Consider the following 20435-nt stretch of genomic DNA (forward strand, 5'->3'; position numbering starts at 1 on the left):
CTTATTAATTTTTTAATCAATATTGTATTAATATTAAAATGCGTAGCTTAGCCGACCTAATATCTGGACAGGTTCTTTACGGCCGGAACTATCTGATAACAGCCAACCACGACTTACCTCGACATCAAGATTTACCTTCTTGTAGTAAAGCGTGACTCCGGCACTCAAACCGGCGTTGCTTTGCCAGCCTTGTTTATTATCACGTTGCAATACCCGCCCAACATCTATACCCACGCGAGGTATAAAGGTTAAATTGGCCCTCGATACATGTCGTGAAAGTGTATTTTTTGTATACCAACCTAATTGCCCTTTACTCGCTCCCCGGCTAAATCCGCGAATAGCATTACGTTCTGTTATGTTGAATTCCTCCGAGCCAGGCAATTGACCATGACTATATTGTCCGGATAAAATACTGTTTAGTTGATACCGTGAATTAAGGACCAGAAAGCCGTAATTTAAATTAAAATTGACACCTCCTTTTGTGAATCCATTATCTATTTTAAACACCTTTTTATGACCACGAACTTTATCATTAGTGAACCATGGCACACCTCTTTCTATATAAGAATTAATATTAATTGCACTTGTGGGCATAATGAATAATTGATTTAAACCAAGTTGCAGCGTAGTCAATTGGTAACTACTTACCTCGATTTTCTTATCATTAAAACGGGTATTTATTTTCTTGTTTTTTAACTGCACACTGAGTGTGTTTATCTTGTTTTTACTGCGATCAAATGTATATTCAGAGCGAAAATTAATGTCTCTTACATCCCCATGAAGTTTAACCCTATTGTAAGTCAGTGTTTCATAGCGCCTATACTGCATTTGGTTGATAAAAGCACTAAATGTAAAAGCACCATAAGGGATTGAATAAAATAGAGTAGTTTCATTTTTATAACGTACTCTTTGGCTGTCTAATGTTCTATTCAGGCTAATGCTGATCACATCTGACAGTCCGAGTGGGCTATCCAGGGTAAAAGATATTTTTTTCTTCCACTCGTCAATATTTTTATAACCATAATTATCGACTGAACCTGATAAGTGCCATGACGTAGACGGTTTGTTTTTTATCAGAATAATTGAGCCATTTTCATTACTGCCCGGTAATATATCCAGAGTAACTTGGTTAGATTGCAATTTGTTGGCCTGATCGATGGCTTGATCAAGCTGTGCTACCTGGAGTGGTTTACCCACCACGCTAGGAAATAGCATTTTGTGATCTGTTCGTTTATCCCCACCGGCAATTCTTTCAACAATACCTTCAGTCACACGCAGCCCAAGCTGTCCCTGCGCATTTATAGGTATAAATTTGACGCGAGCAGCAATATAGCCTTTTTTTATATACTCTTTGGTAATGTCTTTAGCCAGAGTGTTAATATCATTATTTGTAATACAGTCATTTTCGATATTAATGAGTCGTTCTATATCCTTTAATGAAATAAGTGTATTCCCTTGAACAAAAATTCCTGACATTGCCAGGCACTGTTTTCTTTTATCATTTTCGATCAAGTCAGTCTTATCTGCCTGGGCAATATTACAAATGAAAAAAGCGATTAAAATAGATAGCCGTATAATAAGCATTTATCAAATACCTTGAGTGTACATTTTAAATATTTCATAAACATAAAGACGAATTGAATCACATACTGTGAAAGGTCAATATGAACGAATTTATTTAAATTGATGTGCATATCAACACCCATTCAAAATACATAATACCCAAGCCCAATAAAGTACATGATAAGCTAATGAGATGCTTTTTAATGATTAGTAATATAATTAGTCGATTTAGATGCATTTATTTAATAGAAATAAAATTTTTATTATGTAAACCAATAAAACAGCGTCGTTAAAAGATAAAAAAAGCCCCGAGAAATATCGGGGCTTTGGTTAGATTATTTATTTAATCTATAATTATATTTGGATTGATTGACTCAGGATGTTCTGCGGGCAAAATCCCGAATTTTAAATCCGAGTAATGCCAGCGCGGCAAAATAGGCAATCACCCCTGCGGCAACGACAGCAGACAACCGTAACAAGCGATAGGCCATCCCCCCCACATCCCACGCAGGCATCACCCAGAGCAGCCCCAGTAACACGGCCGACATCACCACAACACCGATAACCAGCTTGGTTAGAAATACGGCCCAACCCGGTTGTGGCTGGAATATTTTCTGTTTACGCAGCTGCCAATATAGCAAGCTGGCATTAAGGCAGGCCCCCAACCCAATAGAGAGTGATAACCCAGCATGCTTGAGCGGCCCGATGAATATCAGGTTCATTACTTGGGTCAATATCAGTGTGATAATGGCAATTTTCACCGGCGTTTTAATATTCTGACGCGAGTAAAAACCGGGTGCCAACACTTTCACTACAATCAGCCCCATTAAACCAATGGAATAGGCCACTAACGCCCGTTGCGTCATTGCCGCATCAAAAGCACTGAATTTACCGTATTGGAATAATGACACCACCAACGGTTTAGCTAAAATCCCTAATGCAACAGCACTTGGCAACGCCAATAGGAAACATAACCTTAGTCCCCAATCCATTAGTCGGGAATATTCATCATGATTGCCACTGGAGAAACTTTTTGCCAGTGAGGGCAATAAAATCGTGCCAAGCGCCACGCCCAGCACCCCCGACGGAAACTCCATCAAACGGTCAGCGTAATACATCCAGGAAACGGAACCTGACACCAAGAATGAAGCAAAAATGGTATTAATAATCAAAGAGATTTGGCTGACTGACACACCAAGGATCGCCGGCCCCATTTGGCGCATAACTCGCCAGACGCCAGCATCTCGCAGTGATAACCGTGGCAGCACCAACATGCCAATCTTCTTCAGATGAGGGAGTTGATAGCCTAATTGCAGCACCCCGCCAACCACCACCGCCCAGGCCAGCGCCATGACTGGTGGATTGAAATAGGGTGCGGCAAACAGCGCAAAACCTATCATGCTGATATTAAGGAAAGTGGGCGCAAAAGCAGGAATAGAAAAACGATTCCAGGTATTAAGGATCGCCCCCACTAAGGAGGCCAGCGAAATTAGCAGAATATAAGGGAAAGTCACTCTCAGCAGCGCGGAGGTTAACGCAAACTTATCAGGTGTATCAGTAAAGCCGGGAGCCGTAATAAAAATCACCCAAGGCGCGGCCAACATCCCCAAAACAGTCACTACTGCCAGTATCAGGGTTAACAGACCAGAGACGTAAGCAATGAAAGTGCGGGTTGCCTCCTCGCCCTGTTGACTTTTATATTCGGCCAGTATGGGGACAAAAGCCTGTGAGAATGCCCCTTCCGCGAATATTCGCCGCAATAGATTAGGCAATTTAAATGCCACAAAGAAGGCATCCGTTGCCATCCCGGCACCAAAAACCCGCGCCACTATCGCATCACGGGCAAAGCCTAATACGCGGGAAAACATGGTCATGGAACTGACGGCTGCCAGTGATTTCAGTAGATTCATAGGTTGTCTGATATGGGGTTCTGATCTGTTTTCCGATCTGTTTTTAATTCGCCGTAAATATCAACGCCTGCAATTAGCAGGCGTCGCTTCTACCCAATTGTTGAGGTACCGAAATTAAGGTGCCCCTGAAACGGTGTGAACACAGCCGCCAGTCTACGTATCCGGCGATGAATATCCATCGCAAGGTGTAACAAATTACTGACTTAGCCCGCTTTTTGCGCCATTTTGCTTTGCATTATCGACTTATTGAACAGTATCCTGCTGTAAAATTTGCTCTATCATTCGCTGCGCATAAATAGCTTCATCACCCGAAACTTGTGGTGCCGTTTGGTTGCTTACTGCATCAATAAAATGCTGCACTGCCCCAGTAAAGCCTCGCAGGTCTAAGGTGGTTTGCCAACTGGCTACCGGCAAACTTATCACCTGCCCATCCGACTCCTGCTGCCAGTGGCTCATATTACTAACCTGATAACAGGCAGCCGTACTGACGGCTTGCACGCTTTCCCGCTGGGTCCCTGCGTGGCGGTGCATACTGGTAGTTATCAGACCATTGCCCGCTTGAAAATGGTGTTCTGCATACAGCATCTGTCCCAACGCATTTGTCTGAAGCGTTCCACTCAGCAGCTTTGCCGCTTCGCCACCAAGCCACAGAGCGGTATCCACCACATGCAGATAATCATCAAGCAAGGTAAAGCGCAGATCATTCGGCCCCACACTGTTCTGGCGATGTTTCTCCATCCGCAGCGATGCCGGGTGAATGACTTGTTGTTTCAGTTGTTGGTATAGCGGAGCAAAACGTCGGTTAAACCCGACCATCAGTGCCAAGTGCCGTTTCGCGGCCAGTGCTATCAATTGTTCGGATTGCTCCAGTGTTTCGGCCAGCGGTTTATCGACATAAACATGAATCCCTGCCTGCAACAGTTCACTGACCACCTTAAAATGGCTGGCAGTACTGCTGTGAACAAAAATAGCATCGCATTCAGCAGCTAACGTATCTAATCGAGAAAAATAGCGCATCCGATAGCTGTCACACACAGGTTGTGCTTTGATTTGATTGGGGGAGAACGCACCAACCAGTTGCCAGTCCCGTGCTTGAGTCAAAATAGGTAAATAGGCCTTTTGTGCAATACCGCCCAAACCGACAATACCAATACGTAGCTTTTTCATAGGATCCTTATTAATCATCCAACTGAATCAATACTTCATCCAACCGACGTGTCAGTGCGACCACTTGCCGTTCAAGTTGGGCAACTCTCTCCTCAAGGGCGCTGCTTTCTCCTTCAGCACTCTCTGCTATTGCCAAGGCCGGGGCCACCTCACCACTAAAAAGATGCATAAAGCGGCTTTCACGTTTACCCGGTTCACGGGCTAAACGCACCACAAATGGCCCATCTTCGCGGATTGCCAGTTGGTTCAATACCTCTTCTGTTTCAGTAACATCGGCAAACTCATACATCCGGTTAGTGCGAGTACGCAGCTCTCCTGGTGTTTGTGCACCACGCAATAATAGCGTGGTAATCACCGCCAACTCAGCAGGTGAGAACTTTAGGTTGCCAAATTCCGAGTTGCAAAAACGGTGCTCGTACTTCATTACTCGGTTACCGCTCTGGGTGCGAATAAGGTGTTTTTTCAGCAAGAAATCCAGTGTCTGCTGGACTTCCGAATCGGATAACTCCATCACCGGTTCACGGTTGGTTTTCTGGTTACAGGCGACGGTCACGCCATTGAGCGACATCGGATATTGCTCCGGTGTTGTCACTTGTTTTTCTAGCAAACAGCCAATAACTCTGGCTTCCTGTGCATTTAAACTGTGTTTCATCCTGACCTCAGCGAGTTGGCGTCCATTCTTTATTAGTCAAAGCAGTCAGCACATGGTCGCGCCACTGACCATCAATCAGTAAATAATCCTTGGCGTAACCTTCACGCTCAAATCCAAGGCGTGCCAGTAAATTGCCACTGCGATGATTGTGCGGCATATAATTAGCCATGATACGGTGCATCCGTTCCTGCCGCTGCATATAGCGAATCAGCGGCTGCAACGCTTCAAACATTAAACCCTGACCCTGCCAGCGCTCACCTAATGAATAACCCAGAAAACAGGCATGGAACGAACCTCGCAGTACATTGCTAAAGTTAGCCACTCCGCGCACTTCTTTCTCTTCGGGGTCCAGCAGAATAAAGTAGTAGGCGCTCCCCTGCTTTTGTAGCTCCATGATCATACCCAGCCGCGCCTGCCAACCGGAAGGCATGCAATGACTTTGATCGCGCACGGGTTCCCATGGTTTGAGAAATACCTGATTTTCAGCATAATACTCAGCCATGCGGTAGGCATCACGTTCATGAATCAACCGCAATGACATGCGGTCCGTCGTCAGGCGTATTTTAGGTGTTGCTGAATGATAGCCGAACATCTGCTCCCCTTGGGCTGCACTCTGTACTTAATTTAGCGACAATCTTTTACTTCAATATACCTGTTGCCCATACCCTGCGTAAAACCGCCCTTGCAAACTTTGCACACGAGGACACAATGAAATCACGTAGTTAAAGCGGTGAATAAGCATTTTATTATGAATAATCGATGAGGTAACGTATTGACGATAAAAAAATATTATCAATCTACCCTCTATCGTTTCTAGCAATTTGGGTACAAACTATAAGCGTGTTTTTTATTCCCTCCTTATTTAATTTCTGACGGTGAAGCATGGCCTTGGTATCGCAAGCTCGGAGCTTGGGTAAGTATTTTTTATTGCTTGATAACTTATTAGTTGTGTTGGGTTTTTTCGTTGTCTTCCCACTCATCTCTATCCGATTTGTCGATCAACTGGGTTGGGCTGCGGTGCTCGTTGGCCTGGCCTTGGGGCTAAGGCAACTTGTCCAACAAGGGTTAGGCATCTTTGGTGGTGCCATTGCCGACCGTTTTGGTGCCAAGCCAATGATTGTTACCGGCATGCTAATGCGGGCTGCTGGCTTTGCATTTATGGCAATGGCCGATGAACCTTGGATACTCCTGCTGGCTTGTGCGCTATCTGGCTTAGGTGGCACCCTATTTGATCCGCCGCGTACCGCTTTGGTTATCAAATTAACCCGCCCCCATGAACGTGGCCGTTTTTACTCCCTGCTGATGATGCAAGACAGTGCAGGTGCGGTGATCGGCGCATTAATCGGCAGTTGGTTACTGCAATACGACTTCCATTTTGTCTGTTGGACTGGCGCGGTAATCTTCATTTTAGCGGCAGGCTGGAACCTTTGGTTGCTGCCCGCGTATCGCATTTCTACCGTGCGTGCGCCAATGAAAGAAGGTTTAATGCGGGTGCTACGTGATCGCCGCTTTGTGACTTATGTCCTGACACTAACAGGCTATTACATGCTGTCGGTACAGGTGATGCTCATGCTGCCGATCGTGGTAAATGAGATTGCGGGGTCTCCTGCTGCCGTTAAATGGATGTACGCCATTGAGGCCGCGCTTTCTTTGACATTGCTTTACCCACTTGCTCGCTGGAGCGAGAAACGTTTTCGCCTCGAACAGCGCCTCATGTTTGGGCTATTAATCATGACATTAAGCCTGTTTCCGATCGGCTTGATTTCCCACCTGCAAACACTGTTTATGTTCATTTGCTTCTTCTATACAGGTTCAATTATCGCTGAACCCGCACGTGAAACCCTGGGGGCTTCGCTGGCCGACTCGCGCGCACGTGGCAGCTATATGGGCTTTAGCCGTCTGGGGCTGGCGTTGGGAGGAGCATTAGGCTATACCGGTGGCGGCTGGATGTACGATACTGGCCGAACGCTGGAAATGCCGGAGTTACCCTGGTTCCTGCTGGGCGTTATTGGGGTAATTACGCTGGCCGGGCTTTACTGGCAGTTTAATCAGCGCCGTATCGAGTCTGCCATGCTAAGCGGCAGTTAGCACTATTCTGTCGTTAGCACTAGCGCCAGAGTCGCCAAGCCTCTCTGGCATCTTTTTATTCTCTTTTCAAACCAACGTTGATTCGGGGTTATCCGATTGGCAGATGCCCCCCACCGCCGCATTATTGTCCGCAATACTGAACCTTGGTTGAACAAATATGGTTAATAATACAAAACAGTGGATTAACCGGTTACTATTGGCCTGTTTGTCTGGTTTGATGTGATGCGCCATCTTGTTTGTTTAGTAAATATTGCTATGAGGTTTTGATGAAGACATTAATGTGGGGCGCTGCTGCGCTGATTGTGACCACGACACTGGTCGGCTGTAACCAATTAACTCAATACACATTGAGCGAACAGGAAATCAATGAATATCTGCAAAAACACAATAACTATGAAAAGCAGATTGGCATACCCGGTCTGGTTGACGCCCACATTATCTTGACGCAATTGCAGAGCCAGATTGGCCGTACTGAGCCTGGTAAAGTGACCTTAACCGGTAATGCCAAAGTAGACATTACCTCGATCCTTGGCCCACAAAGTGCGGATATGACGCTGACACTAAAAGCGCAACCGACATTCGATCGTGAGAAAGGCGCTATCTTCCTAAAAGATATGGAATTGACTGATTATACCGTTAAGCCAGAAAAAATGGATTCAGTGATGAAAGCACTGACCCCTTATCTGAATCAGTCGTTGAAATCCTACTTTAATCAGCAACCGGTCTATGTGTTGGACAGTGAAAAGAGTAAAGCTGAAGGGATGGCGAAAAAGCTGGCAAAAGGTTTAGAAGTGAAACCAGGCCAGTTAGTCATCCCACTGACTGACTGACTAGCTGCACTGCGAGGTTTACAGGCTATCGTTTGCTGCATCGTCACTGATACCAAATGTCATTGCCGTTGCAGTAAACGAATGACAAATCGGTCGGGAACCGGTTTGAACCGTATTTATGCTGGCTCGCAGGGTGAGCCTCAAAGAATGAGGCTCATTAATCCAAAGAGGGTTACTTAATTCGGCAAAGTATCTTCAGACAACTCATCCCACATCGCCTGTAACGCTTCGCGGCTCAACTGAGCCAACGTCCGATAAAAGCCGGTGTTAGCGTGGGCCTCTACTTTGCCAAGAAAGCGACCACACCAGGGCAGTAAATAGTCGTTAAACAGTGCGGTTTGAGCCGCAATCTCATCCTCTGCGGCTTGGTCTTCCAACCAAGAGGCTGCCAATAATAACCCACCAAAATGATCAGTTGGGCCATCGCCCAGCGGCATCCCTCGTTGTTGCAAAAACGCTCTGACCTCAGCTTCTGGGCAAGCATCCTCATAATCGCTGCCATAAGGTGACACGCTACGATCATCGCCGACGAACAACGCGTTATAATCAGCGACCACCGCCGGTGGCTGATACTCTTGTTGCAAACGCGCCAGCAGCTCACCTTGTTCCAGTGGCCAGTGCTGCTCTAATTTGCCCTGACTTATCAGCGCAAAAAGGGGGGCCAGTAGCGGATCTTGTGGTTGGCGATAAAATAGTGACCCAAGAACCCGGCACACCAGAGAGAAATCATTCATTTACATCTTCCTGTTTCTTATGAATATTTAAACCACAAGTGACAATGTCACATACTTTATATTATAAATCAGCCAACTCAGGGATTACCGGGCGGCCACGCTGCTCAAGGTAATTCAGTAAGCGGCGCGGGCTAACATTCAAAATACGGTCTGGCGGGAAATTCACCTCAGCAATAATCCGCTCACAATGTTCGAAAGTCCCCAATGAATAGGCAATATGGGAGTCAGAACCTAATGCCAACCAGCCACCGGCATCACGGACCGCTTCAGCAATCGCCCGGCAGTTCGCTTCGCTGCCCTTGCGTGAATGCGTAAAGGACGAGTTATTCAACTCCAACGCCACATTGTATTTTGCCGCTGCCTCAGCAATAGCTGGAATATCAACAGGATATTTAGGATTACCGGGATGACTGATGATGTGCACATTCCCCTGTGCCATGGCCGCAATCATTGCCTGAGTATTGGCAGCTTTGTCTTGAGGCGGGAATACAGGCTCATGGAAGCCGGCAATTAGCAGGTCGATGGCATCAAGCATCGGGCCGGTACAATCGATATCACCGTCCAAATTCTTAATATTAGCCTCAATACCGCGCAAAATACCCACACCATCTACCAACCGTGGCCAGACACGCATGTTCATAAAGTGCCAGTAATGCGGGGCATCAGCCATATCCGGGCCATGGTCAGTAATGGCAAACAGCTTAATATTTTTTAACTTAGCTTCGGCAATGTAATCGTGCAGGGTGCTGTAAGCATGGGTGCTGGCGATGGTATGCATATGTAAATCAACAGGATACATGACTACTCCACAAAGTCTTTTAAGGCAGGATGGCTTTTTTGCAGGTAAAGCATAGACTGCTAATGATAGCAGGAATTCTTCTCATCAACAGCGCTAAAAGCCCTTACTTGCAGGGCTATCGCTATATCTCATCGAACCGAGTCAGTATGTAAATCAGTAACCTCGTACCACATCGACCAGGCCCGCTGGCACTCTCCCCGCTTCGATGGCTTGAATATTGGCAACTACCTGATCCATCGCTATCTCCGGCAGGGTTATCGCTGCAATATGCGGTGTAATAGTGATGCGTGGGTGACTCCAGAAAGGATGCATTGACGGTAAGGGTTCCTCAGCAAATACATCCAATGTCGCCGCTGCAACGCTCCCAACACTCATTGCAGTTAATAGATCACGCTCCAATAAATGTGCACCACGCGCAATATTGATCACATAAGCGTTAGCATTCAATTGTGAAAACAGCGATTGGTTCAAGATACCGACAGTTTCGGGCGTATTGGGCAGCAAATTAATCAATAATTGTGTCCCTTGCAGGAAAGTCGATAGTTTCTCTTTGCCGGCAAAACTGGTTATACCCTCAATCTGTTTTGGTGTACGGCTCCAACAACGCACGGTAAAACCAAACTCAGCCAATTTGTGGGCCACGCTTTTACCTAATACCCCCGCCCCAAGAATACCTATGGTAAATTTATCATGCTGATGCGGCTCCAGCGGTTGCCACACTTTCTGCTGTTGTTGCAGTTGATACTCATCCATTCGGCGGAAATATCGCAATACACCGGCTACCACATACTCCTGCATTTGCAATGACATACCAGAGTCTTCTAATCGTACCAGCGGCACTCCGGTTGGCAATGTGCCCGGAGAGCGGCGCTCTTGATCCAAAATAGCATCGACCCCCGCCCCTAAAGCAAAAATGCCTTTCAGTTCAACACGTCTGGCGAGCATTTCCTGTGGTGGCTGCCAGACGAGAGCATAATCCGCTGGTTGTGTATCACCACGTCGCCACTGCCTGATTTTCGCCGTGGGCAAGCGAGATTGTATGCCTGACAACCACTGTTTTGCTTCAAAAAACGGGTGATAAAAAATAATATTCATTATTTGCCAACTCCTTGCGAAAGTACCTGATAGATTTCCGCGATTAACGGTCAGATGCAAGTGTTACCCGCAAGAAATGACGATGAAATCAGCAAACTGCTGTAACTTTAGCTAAACAGTAACAAAGCCAATATAAGAGGGTTGACGCTGGGCACACTTTTGCCTACATTACGCCGGTCGACAGCGTTTAGCGTAGTTGATAGCTGTAACACGGTGAGGTGTCTGAGTGGCTGAAGGAGCACGCCTGGAAAGTGTGTATACGTGTAAGCGTATCGAGGGTTCGAACCCCTCCCTCACCGCCATATTTAGTCTGTAGATGAACCTTGGTTTCTACGACAAACGAAGCGGCAATCGATAACATGTCTGGTTTCATACCTGAACCTGTTAACCCGATTGCCGTTTTTTTTCGCCTTTAGATAGCTTTATTTCCTGCCAAATATCGTTTCAGACATATATACCCAAAATAATTCGAGTTGCAGGAAGACGGCAAACGAAATACAAATCGGTCGGGAACCGATTTGTACAGCATTTATGCTAGCCCGTAGGGTGAGCCTCAAGGATGAGGCTCATTAATCCCGATGGGCTTACATTTGTAAGTGATTCAGATTATTGAGCGTAGCCAACGCACATGCAGCTTGAAGTATGACGGGTATAAACATAATCACTTTATTAAATGCCTCTATTACTAATTGGTTTATTTCCAGTTCAATATTACATGTTACAAGATAAGGAATATTATAAATCCGAAATAACCCATATCGAGGTATCAAATGAAAAATAAGCGATTTTATTTTATTTCTTTATTATTCACCCTGTGTGTTAACCCCCTATCAGCCTCGCCGTTAATCGTTGCTCATCGTGCAGGAACAGCCGATTTCCCAGAGAACACTCGACATGCCATCAGTAAAGCGTTATCAAATAATGCTGATATTATTTGGGTCTCGGTTCAACTTAGTAAAGATGGTGTTTTAGTACTATATCGGCCCAAAGATTTGAGCGAATTGACTAACGGCAGCGGCCTGGTCTCTGACCACTCTTGGCAAGAATTACAGTTATTAGATGCGGCCTATCACTTTAAAAGTGACGATCAGTATACATTCCGCGGATGGGGGGTAAAGATCCCCTCATTACATCATATTTTATTATCGTTCCCAAAAGCAAGATTCACTATAGATATTAAGTCTCCTGATGTAGATCCAAAAATAATAGCGAATGCCATAACAGAAATGAGAGAAAGCATTCTCTCACCTGACCGCATTGTTTTCTATTCTACTGAGAAAAAATATCTTGATGCGCTACCTGATTATATAAGTAAATTCGAGACACGTAATAAAACCCGTAAAATTTTAGCTACTGCGGTGATGGCAGATGAATGTATAATAGCCAAAAACAAGGGTAATTCATTCATTAGCAACCAGAATAGACATTATGCCTTTGAATTAAGACGTGAGGTAAAGGTCGTCGAGAAATTCACCCTGGGTAAAGGAACAACCCGGACCCAATTGGTTTGGAATCAACAGGCAATGGACTGTTTCAAGCAGAGCGAAGATGCAAAAATTTTGCTGATTGGCATAAACTCTGCAAAAGATTATCAGCTAGCTAAAGATCTCGGTGCCGATTATGTGATGGTTGATTCACCACTGCAGGCGAAAAATTGGCGTTGATTGCTTATAATTTGCCGGTGATTTACGCTATATGCATGCAGAATAACCAGATGAATGGCAACGGGTAAATACTGCTTGACCATCTGCCTGCTGGTCCCTATAGTACCGCCCCGTTGCCGTGCTTAGCGCGGTAACAAACGGTGAGGTGTCTGAGTGGCTGAAGGAGCACGCCTGGAAAGTGTGTATACGCGTAAGTGTATCGAGGGTTCGAACCCCTCTCTCACCGCCATATTCGAGCAAAAGGCTCTGACGAAAGTCAGAGCCTTTTTCGTGATTCCCACCAAGGTGTTTCTACAACTTACGGCGGCGCCCCTCTTTATCTATGCGGTCTCCCAATGGGGAAAATGGCATTAATCGGCTGTAAACCACTTGATTGCGCCCTTGTTTCTTCGCCTGATAAAGTGCTTCATCCGTCATTTTTAATGCTTTTAGCATCGACATTCCAGGCAAATAAAGAGACGCACCAATCGAGATGGTGGCCTTTATTTTACGTCCGTCAGGTAAAACCACCGCGAGATTCTCAACTTGTTGGAGAATTCGCTCGGCAACCGCTTTAATCGTTTGTGGTTCGTGGCGGCGGGTTATAACAATAAACTCTTCACCGCCATAACGGCCAACAAAGTCCTCATCGCGAATGATTGACGTCAGCAGCTTCCCCACTTCTGTTAGAAGTAAATCACCACCGTCATGACCATAGCTGTCATTCACCGACTTAAAATGGTCCAGATCCAGAATCATTAAACCACACGCCTGACGGCTGTTGTGAATTGCCGTTAATCGATAATCAATACTTGCCCGGTTATTTAGCTGGGTTAATTTGTCAATATTCGCCCGGTTTTTCATCGAAAAATAGGCGGAGATATGACGCTCTTTAAAATTCAGTGCATGGTAGCAAATAGCCAAACAGAGCGCGGAAATCAGTTGATATACTATCACCTGGGCCCAGGTCAAAATATGCGGGGCAACTAATACAGCAACGACCATACGATAAATCGCAATAGCGAGGATTGCGGTATAAAAAATACGATTGCTTTTTCGCTCCCAGACTCGTGACAGTATGAGCGGAATAAATATTATTGTTATAAGAATATTGTCGAGGGTAAACCAGCCTGTGAAAGCAAAATTAATCAGCAATGCCGTCAAGCTACTTAACCAACCACCATAGAAAGTGACCAAAATAATCGGAATCAACTCGAAACTATAGAAAAACGCACCTGAAATCACCCACTGGTCCTGATTCAGATAAAGTGAAACCAGTCCCGATGCGACACCAAATAGAATACGTTTCCAGACGTCCCCATTGTAAGAAAAAGCACTGTTCTTACTTAAGGCAAAATAACTGATTGAGAGCGTCGCATAGGTGACACAAGCATCTCGGTATAGTGTCGATAGAGATTCTAATTCGCTCATGGCGTAGCATTAATCCTTTGAATTCTCAGCGAGGATTTTGGCTGACATTGGTTTGTCTTATTGCCAACTAACATTAAGTAACGTTTTACGTCGAATATATTCATTGGAAATCCTAAACATTAAGCATGGTTAATAGCCATAGTTTCTAACTCAAATCTTAGCTGTGAGACAGGTTTTATTCCTGAATAATTTCACTATGGGACCAATCCCTCAATTCATGTAACAAGATGTCGCCTAATCACCCCCCTTTCGATTTCGCACACAGGATGCAGCCCTAGTTTGGATGCTTATTTTTCAATTTCCGATACTTGGGTCTAAAAGAAGGCGCTAGTGGGGATAATAACCACTTTTCATTTATTCAGGGGAGGAATGCACTGGTCCACCATGAATCCGTTCATTTAACCCTCTTTATAAAACCGACAGTTATCTAATTTTCCGACTGAGATTGATATACATCTAGATCTTAGTCACCTAATTGGCGTATCGTTGTGTTCTGCTACTCGAGACGGACCCTTACTGGCCCGCCATTTATTTTGTCTTTTCTTTATTTGGTTTGCACCTTAGATGAAAACGCACGGAATTAACGGCATTAGGCCGTTCAGCGCGCTTATTGACGCTTGCTGGCGAGAAACCTATACACTTCAAAGACTTCTCAAAGATATAATTGCCGGTGTCACTGTCGGTATCATTGCTATCCCACTGGCGATGGCACTGGCTATTGCCAGTGGTGTCCCACCACAATACGGCTTATATACCTCCGCTATTGCCGGTATTGTTATTGCGGTCACCGGCGGCTCCCGCTATAGCGTATCCGGCCCCACTGCCGCTTTTGTGGTTATTCTCTATCCGGTATCACAGCAGTTTGGTTTAGCGGGTTTGCTGCTGGCTACACTGATCTCCGGTATATTTTTATTATTTATGGGCCTAGGGCGACTTGGCCGATTGATTGAATATATCCCGCTGTCCGTCACCCTCGGTTTTACCTCAGGTATTGGTATCACCATTGCCACCATGCAGGTGAAAGATTTCTTTGGCCTGCACCTGACAGAAGTGCCGGAAAATTATGCTGGTAAAGTTGCCGCGTTGGCTCAAGCAATGCCAACCATCAACCTCAGTGATACGCTAATTGCAACCGTCACTCTGCTGGTATTAATACTCTGGCCACGGTTAAAATTAAAGTTACCGGGTCACTTACCGGCATTGGTTGCGGGTACTGCCGTCATGGCGGTGTTATCGCTATTTGATCATCAAGTGGCGACTATCGGCTCGCGCTTTGGCTATTTACTGGCCGATGGCACCCAAGGCCACGGTATTCCCCCCATCCTGCCGCAATTTGTCTTGCCGTGGAATTTACCTGCCGCCAATAGTCAGCCATTTGTATTGAACTGGGCAACCTTCTCTGCATTACTGCCCGCAGCCTTTTCTATGGCAATGCTGGGCGCAATTGAGTCATTGCTCTGCGCCGTCGTACTTGATGGTATGACAGGACAAAAGCATCACTCCAACAGTGAGTTAGTCGGTCAGGGACTGGGGAATATCATTGCGCCATTCTTTGGCGGGATCACTGCGACTGCCGCCATTGCTCGTTCTGCGGCTAATGTTCGCGCAGGTGCAACCTCACCAGTGTCAGCCATCATCCACGCACTGTTGGTCTTACTGGCGTTACTGGTACTGGCACCGATGTTGTCTTATCTGCCTTTAGCTGCGATGGCGTCTCTGCTACTGATTGTGGCCTGGAACATGAGTGAGGCACATAAAGTCGTTGACCTCCTGCGCCGAGCGCCTAAAGATGACATTATTGTGATGTTGTTGTGCATGAGCCTGACGGTATTATTTGACATGGTGATTGCAATCACAGTGGGTATTGTGTTGGCCTCACTGCTGTTTATGCGGCGTATTGCGCGCATGACGCGCCTGAGTGAGATACCCGCGGCTGTTGATGAGCATACGCTGGTATTGCGAGTGAACGGGCCACTGTTTTTCGCTGCCGCAGAGCGGATATTTAATGAGTTACTCAGCCGTTGTGAGAATTATCAAACCATTATTTTGCAGTGGGATGCAGTACCGGTTCTGGATGCCGGTGGCCTAAATGCGTTCCTACGCTTCACAGAGGCGCTGGGCGAGCAACAACAGCTCGTTATCACGGATATTCCTTTCCAGCCGCTGAAGACGCTGGCAAGAGCCAGAGTGCAGCCCATTGAAGGCAAGTTGAGTTTTTATGGGTCACTGCCAGAAGCGCTGGAGGCTTTACGCGTAAGAGGTTAGTCCCTTTGAATGAGTATTACGGTTTTCAAAAAAGGCAGTGTAGTTACCTACACTGCCTTTTCTTTATTCAAATATTACCGGCGAACACTTTTTACTTGCTGGTATCCAGCACCGGGAAACTCTTCACTAAATCATCGATAGCTTTCATCTGCACCAGGAACGGTTCTAGTTTGTCTAATGGCAAAGCTGACGGACCATCACACTTGGCGCTGTTCGGCTCTGGGTGCGCTTCGATAAACAACCCTGCCAAACCAACGGCCATGCCAGCACGCGCCAGTTCAGCTACTTGAGCACGACGGCCACCGGAGGCTGCGCCAAACGGGTCACGGCATTGTAATGCGTGAGTCACATCGAAAATAACTGGATGACCGCCAGTCGCCTGGACCATAACGTTGATACCTAACATATCAACCACCAGATTGTCATAACCGAAGTTACTGCCGCGATCACACAAGATCACTTGATCATTACCGGCTTCTTTAAATTTATCGACAATATTGCCCATCTGCCCAGGACTGACAAACTGCGGTTTTTTCACGTTGATAACCGCGCCAGTGCGGGCCATAGCTTCAACCAAATCAGTTTGACGCGCCAAAAATGCCGGTAATTGAATAACATCAACCACTTCGGACACCGGTTTTGCCTGGCTGGCTTCATGCACATCGGTGATGATTTTGACACCAAACTGCTGTTTCAGCTCTTGGAAGATTTTCATCCCCTCTTCCAAACCGGGACCACGGTAAGAATGAATTGAAGAACGGTTGGCTTTGTCGAACGAGGCTTTAAACACATAAGGAATGCCCAACTTTTGGGTCACCGTGACATAATGTTCACAAATGCGCATTGCCAGGTCGCGCGACTCAAGCACATTCATGCCGCCGAACAGCACGAAAGGTAGGTCGTTCGCTACGTTGATATCGCCAATGCTAACCACTTTCTGTTTCATACTAATACCTTTATAAAGGGTAAATCGAGATTAATTACCACGGTTATGCCGCAAGACATGGCTACCATACAACCGCGGTATAAAAGAGATCAGTGCAATGTCACCCGCTGTTGCTCAATGGAGTGGATCTGCATTTTTATCATTTCAGCAATCGGGTCTTCCGGGCACTGTTCAACAAAATAGCTTAAATCAGAGATAGCAATATGGTTGCAATCCAGTTGGGCATAAATCAAGCCACGGTCGCGGATTTCATAGGGGTCATCGGGGTCAAAAGCCAATACCGCTTCACTGGCGCGCAATGCCAACTCCATCTGCTTCTCTTCCATTAATGCCGCTTTCAATGTATCAAGCATTTTACGAACAATCAGGGTGTTTTCCGCTTCTTCCAGATCTTCATCTTCCAGTTCGGCGCTCAAACCCAGGTTGCCCTTAATCCACACTTCTAGCATATGTTCATTAAGCGTTTCACCGTTTAACGGATTAATCAGCCACATTTCTTCATCTAACCAATCAGCCCGAAGAATTAATTGAGTTGGAAAGATAACTGGCATCAAAGGTAGATCCAGTTGATGGGCGATGTGCAGGAAAATGACGCCCAGCGATACTGGCGTCCCTTGACGTTTATCCAACACTTTATCAAGCCAGATAGCGTCTGACAGGCGATAAACGCCACCAGCACCGCCAAATTTCCATTTACGGTAAAACAGATCAATAAGCACTTCTAATTGCTGATCCTGATTGAGATTGGCGGGCATCGCAGCCCGGGCATCATCAACGAGCTGTTGTAATTGGTTGCGTACATCAACCAGTGGAAAATTCTGTCGAATCTCCTGGGTAACCAATAACACCCCATCACACAGGGACGCGTTGTTAAATTCGAAATCAGCAATGCTACTCATAGATATCCCATCAGCAGTGGTAATTTAGTTGTTGCCAGTTTGACAATCAAATACAGGCAACCCAATGCGAGTATGAAAGCAAGCCAGCGACGATTCTGGCTGCGGGTTCGCTTACCTAATGCGACATAGCCAAGCAGGATATAGATAATAACGCCAAACAGCTTTTCAGTCAGCCATGTTCCTTGCGGACTGAAAGGGTAAAATCCGGTGATAAAAATCAGTACAATACCGCTGACAAATAGCAACGTATCATTGATATGTGGCGTTATTTTTACCCAGCGCTTATCCATCATAGCCGAACCGCGACATTTCCAAAAGAAACGTAATACAAACAGCGTAATACTGATAACTACTGTGAGTAAATGTAAATACTTCATGGCGATATAATCAACCCACATGACTCTCGCTTCCTTATCTATGTTAAATATTTATCGTTTTTTTTATTTGTTGCCGAATAAATGCCGCACAAAATCAGATTTTTCTTGATTAGCCGATCCATTGCCCCAAAGTAACACGATCATTATTACCATAATCTTTATACGTCATTACAGCACTAAATCCGGCGTTTTTAAGTAATTTCTGTACTGCATCGGCTTGCTGCCAGCCATGCTCCAACATTAACCAGCCTCCCGCCTCTAAATAAGCCGGCGCACGACGGATAATCTCGTCCAGTGAAGCCATCCCTTCGGCAGGTGCGACAAGCGCACTGTGAGGCTCAAAGCGGACATCACCTTCGTTCAGATGCGGGTCATCGGCATCAATATAAGGAGGATTGCTAACAATCAGCGTAAATTGTCCGTCGACCGCGTCAAACCAGCTACTTTGCAGGAAATGTACATTATCTATGGCCAGCTTTTCTGCATTATGGCGAGCCAGTGCAACAGCGTCGGCTTGGATGTCCACACCCACCACAGCACAATCTGGCCGCTCACTGGCTAACGCCAAAGCAATAGCACCGGTACCGGTACCCAAATCCAAAATATGGCAAGGAGTGGCTGGCAGATGTGCCAACGCCTGTTCAACCAAACATTCGGTGTCAGGGCGTGGAATAAGAGTGGCGGAGGAAACACTGAGTGGCAATGACCAGAATTCGCGCTCCCCAACCAGATAAGCAATAGGTTCCCCCTGCTCACGCCGGGTTGCCAGTTGTTCCAATCGCTGTAACTGATCGGCTGTCAGCTTAGTTTCACCGAAAGCCAACACATAGGTACGCGCCTTTGCGGTGACAAAACTCAATAGAATCTCGGCATCGCGCTTTGGACTGTCACTCTGACTGAAACGGGCTGCCGTTAACGACAGCCACTGCTGATAGTCCATTAATCTTGCTCTGACAACGCAGAGAGCTGGTCGGCTTGATATTCCTGCACAATCGGCTGAATCAGCATATCCAGTTTGCCTTCCATCACTTCATCTAGGCGATAGAGGGTCAGGTTAATGCGATGATCGGTCACTCGGCCCTGTGGGAAGTTATAGGTACGATTACGATCAGAGCGATCACCTGAACCAAGCAGATTACGGCGCTCGGAAGCTTCTGCCAATTGGCGCTTTTGCATTTCTGCGGCACGGATACGTGCACCCAACACCGACATCGCCTTGGCTTTGTTCTTATGTTGCGAGCGCTCATCCTGACACTCCACCACCAAGCCCGTTGGAATATGGGTGATACGGATTGCCGAATCGGTGGTGTTAACGTGCTGACCACCGGCACCAGACGAGCGGAAAGTATCAATACGCAAATCACCGGCATTGATTTCCGGCATCTCAGCTTCAGGAATGGCAGGCATTACCGCGACGGTACAGGCAGAGGTATGAATACGGCCTTGTGATTCGGTTTCGGGTACACGTTGCACACGGTGACCACCTGACTCGAATTTTAACTGACCAAACACCCCATCACCAGAGACCTTGGCAATCACTTCTTTATAGCCACCATGCTCGCCCTCACTGGCGCTCATGATTTCAACTTTCCAGCGGCGTGCTTCGGCATAACGGCTGTACATACGGAACATGTCACCAGCAAAAATAGCCGCTTCATCACCACCGGTCCCGGCACGAATCTCGAGAAAACAATCACGCTCATCATCAGGGTCTTTAGGGAGCAACAACACTTGCAACTGCTGTTCCAGCTCTTCACTGCGCGCTTTTGCTTCTTTCAGTTCTTCCTGAGCCATTTCGCGCATTTCAAGATCTTCCAGCATCATTTCTGCGGCTTCGAGATCATCTTGCACGCTGCGCCATTCTTTAAAACAGCGGGTGACATCCGTTAATTGCGCATATTCACGTGACAACGCGCGGAAACGGTCTTGATCGGCAATAACGCTGGCATCGCCAAGATACGCCAGCACTTCTTCGTGACGCTCTTGTAACGCTTCCAGTTTGGCAACAATAGAAGACTTCATCCGTGGTTTTAAAC

General features: G+C 46.3%; 18 protein-coding genes and 2 tRNA genes. 6 read left to right on the plus strand and 14 right to left on the minus strand.

Annotated elements, in window-relative coordinates; all coding sequences use genetic code 11:
• Positions 1-33: 33 nt before the first annotated feature.
• From A6J66_006640 to A6J66_006660, 5 genes are all read right to left on the minus strand, one after another.
• Positions 34-1584 (minus strand): hemolysin activation protein, encoded by a 1551-nt coding sequence (locus A6J66_006640; protein PNM23905.1) that lies wholly within the window; start codon positions 1582-1584, stop codon positions 34-36.
• A gap of 353 nt (positions 1585-1937) precedes the next feature.
• Positions 1938-3473, minus strand: coding sequence for a murein biosynthesis integral membrane protein MurJ (gene mviN, locus A6J66_006645; protein ID PNM23906.1), 1536 nt, complete (start codon positions 3471-3473; stop codon positions 1938-1940).
• Between the two features lie 243 nt (positions 3474-3716).
• Positions 3717-4640 carry a gfo/Idh/MocA family oxidoreductase gene (locus tag A6J66_006650; protein PNM23907.1) on the minus strand — a complete coding sequence of 308 codons (924 nt, stop codon included), beginning with the start codon at positions 4638-4640 and terminating at the stop codon, positions 3717-3719.
• A gap of 10 nt (positions 4641-4650) precedes the next feature.
• A complete protein-coding gene (locus A6J66_006655; protein PNM23908.1) occupies positions 4651-5292 on the minus strand; it encodes a DUF480 domain-containing protein in 642 nt (213 codons plus the stop codon).
• A gap of 7 nt (positions 5293-5299) precedes the next feature.
• Entirely contained in the window at positions 5300-5884 is a 585-nt protein-coding gene (locus tag A6J66_006660; GenBank protein ID PNM23909.1) for a 30S ribosomal protein S5 alanine N-acetyltransferase, read from the minus strand.
• A gap of 290 nt (positions 5885-6174) precedes the next feature.
• Here A6J66_006660 and A6J66_006665 point away from each other — a divergent pair, with 290 nt between their 5' ends.
• Both A6J66_006665 and A6J66_006670 read left to right on the plus strand, forming a co-directional pair.
• Positions 6175-7380 (plus strand): multidrug transporter MdtH, encoded by a 1206-nt coding sequence (locus A6J66_006665; GenBank protein ID PNM23910.1) that lies wholly within the window; start codon positions 6175-6177, stop codon positions 7378-7380.
• A gap of 266 nt (positions 7381-7646) precedes the next feature.
• Positions 7647-8210 carry a hypothetical protein gene (locus A6J66_006670; protein ID PNM23911.1) on the plus strand — a complete coding sequence of 188 codons (564 nt, stop codon included), beginning with the start codon at positions 7647-7649 and terminating at the stop codon, positions 8208-8210.
• 176 nt (positions 8211-8386) lie between these two features.
• Here the strand turns inward: A6J66_006670 and A6J66_006675 are convergent, their stop codons facing one another.
• The 3 genes from A6J66_006675 to A6J66_006685 all read right to left on the minus strand — a co-directional run bounded on the left by A6J66_006675 (position 8387) and on the right by A6J66_006685 (position 10838).
• On the minus strand, positions 8387-8944 hold the full coding sequence (locus A6J66_006675) for a molecular chaperone (protein PNM23912.1): 558 nt from the start codon (positions 8942-8944) through the stop codon (positions 8387-8389).
• 61 nt (positions 8945-9005) lie between these two features.
• Positions 9006-9743, minus strand: a complete 738-nt coding sequence (locus A6J66_006680; GenBank protein PNM23913.1) for a phosphatase — start codon at positions 9741-9743, stop codon at positions 9006-9008.
• 153 nt (positions 9744-9896) lie between these two features.
• Complete coding sequence (locus A6J66_006685; GenBank protein ID PNM23914.1) at positions 9897-10838, minus strand: glyoxylate/hydroxypyruvate reductase GhrA; 942 nt, start codon at positions 10836-10838, stop codon at positions 9897-9899.
• A 212-nt stretch (positions 10839-11050) separates the two neighbouring features.
• Here A6J66_006685 and A6J66_006690 point away from each other — a divergent pair.
• From A6J66_006690 to A6J66_006700, 3 genes are all read left to right on the plus strand, one after another.
• Positions 11051-11140, plus strand: a tRNA-Ser gene (locus A6J66_006690).
• Positions 11141-11608: 468 nt separating this feature from the next.
• Positions 11609-12502 (plus strand): glycerophosphodiester phosphodiesterase, encoded by an 894-nt coding sequence (locus A6J66_006695; GenBank protein PNM23915.1) that lies wholly within the window; start codon positions 11609-11611, stop codon positions 12500-12502.
• A 139-nt stretch (positions 12503-12641) separates the two neighbouring features.
• A tRNA-Ser gene (locus A6J66_006700) sits at positions 12642-12731 on the plus strand.
• A gap of 62 nt (positions 12732-12793) precedes the next feature.
• Here A6J66_006700 and A6J66_006705 read toward each other — a convergent pair.
• The gene (locus A6J66_006705) at positions 12794-13912 is read right to left on the minus strand and encodes a GGDEF domain-containing protein (GenBank protein ID PNM23916.1); all 1119 of its coding nucleotides are present in this window, start codon (positions 13910-13912) and stop codon (positions 12794-12796) included.
• A gap of 564 nt (positions 13913-14476) precedes the next feature.
• Between A6J66_006705 and A6J66_006710 the strand changes: the two genes are divergently transcribed.
• Complete coding sequence (locus A6J66_006710; protein PNM23917.1) at positions 14477-16177, plus strand: C4-dicarboxylic acid transporter DauA; 1701 nt, start codon at positions 14477-14479, stop codon at positions 16175-16177.
• 91 nt (positions 16178-16268) lie between these two features.
• On the opposite strand, the gene A6J66_006715 is transcribed toward A6J66_006710, so the two are convergent.
• The 5 genes from A6J66_006715 to prfA all read right to left on the minus strand — a co-directional run bounded on the left by A6J66_006715 (position 16269) and on the right by prfA (position 20421).
• Entirely contained in the window at positions 16269-17123 is an 855-nt protein-coding gene (locus A6J66_006715) for a 3-deoxy-8-phosphooctulonate synthase (protein PNM23918.1), read from the minus strand.
• Between the two features lie 89 nt (positions 17124-17212).
• A complete protein-coding gene (locus A6J66_006720) occupies positions 17213-18022 on the minus strand; it encodes a hypothetical protein (protein ID PNM23919.1) in 810 nt (269 codons plus the stop codon).
• Positions 18019-18420, minus strand: a complete 402-nt coding sequence (locus tag A6J66_006725; protein PNM23920.1) for a siroheme synthase — start codon at positions 18418-18420, stop codon at positions 18019-18021. The genes A6J66_006720 and A6J66_006725 overlap by 4 nt, the downstream gene beginning before the upstream one ends.
• An 88-nt stretch (positions 18421-18508) precedes the next feature.
• Positions 18509-19339 (minus strand): peptide chain release factor N(5)-glutamine methyltransferase, encoded by an 831-nt coding sequence (gene prmC, locus A6J66_006730; protein PNM23921.1) that lies wholly within the window; start codon positions 19337-19339, stop codon positions 18509-18511.
• Entirely contained in the window at positions 19339-20421 is a 1083-nt protein-coding gene (gene prfA, locus A6J66_006735; GenBank protein ID PNM23922.1) for a peptide chain release factor 1, read from the minus strand. Before prfA ends, prmC begins: the two co-directional genes overlap by 1 nt.
• Positions 20422-20435 lie beyond the last annotated feature (14 nt).

This window comes from Yersinia enterocolitica (assembly GCA_002082245.2).
GTDB lineage: Bacteria > Pseudomonadota > Gammaproteobacteria > Enterobacterales > Enterobacteriaceae > Yersinia > Yersinia enterocolitica_E.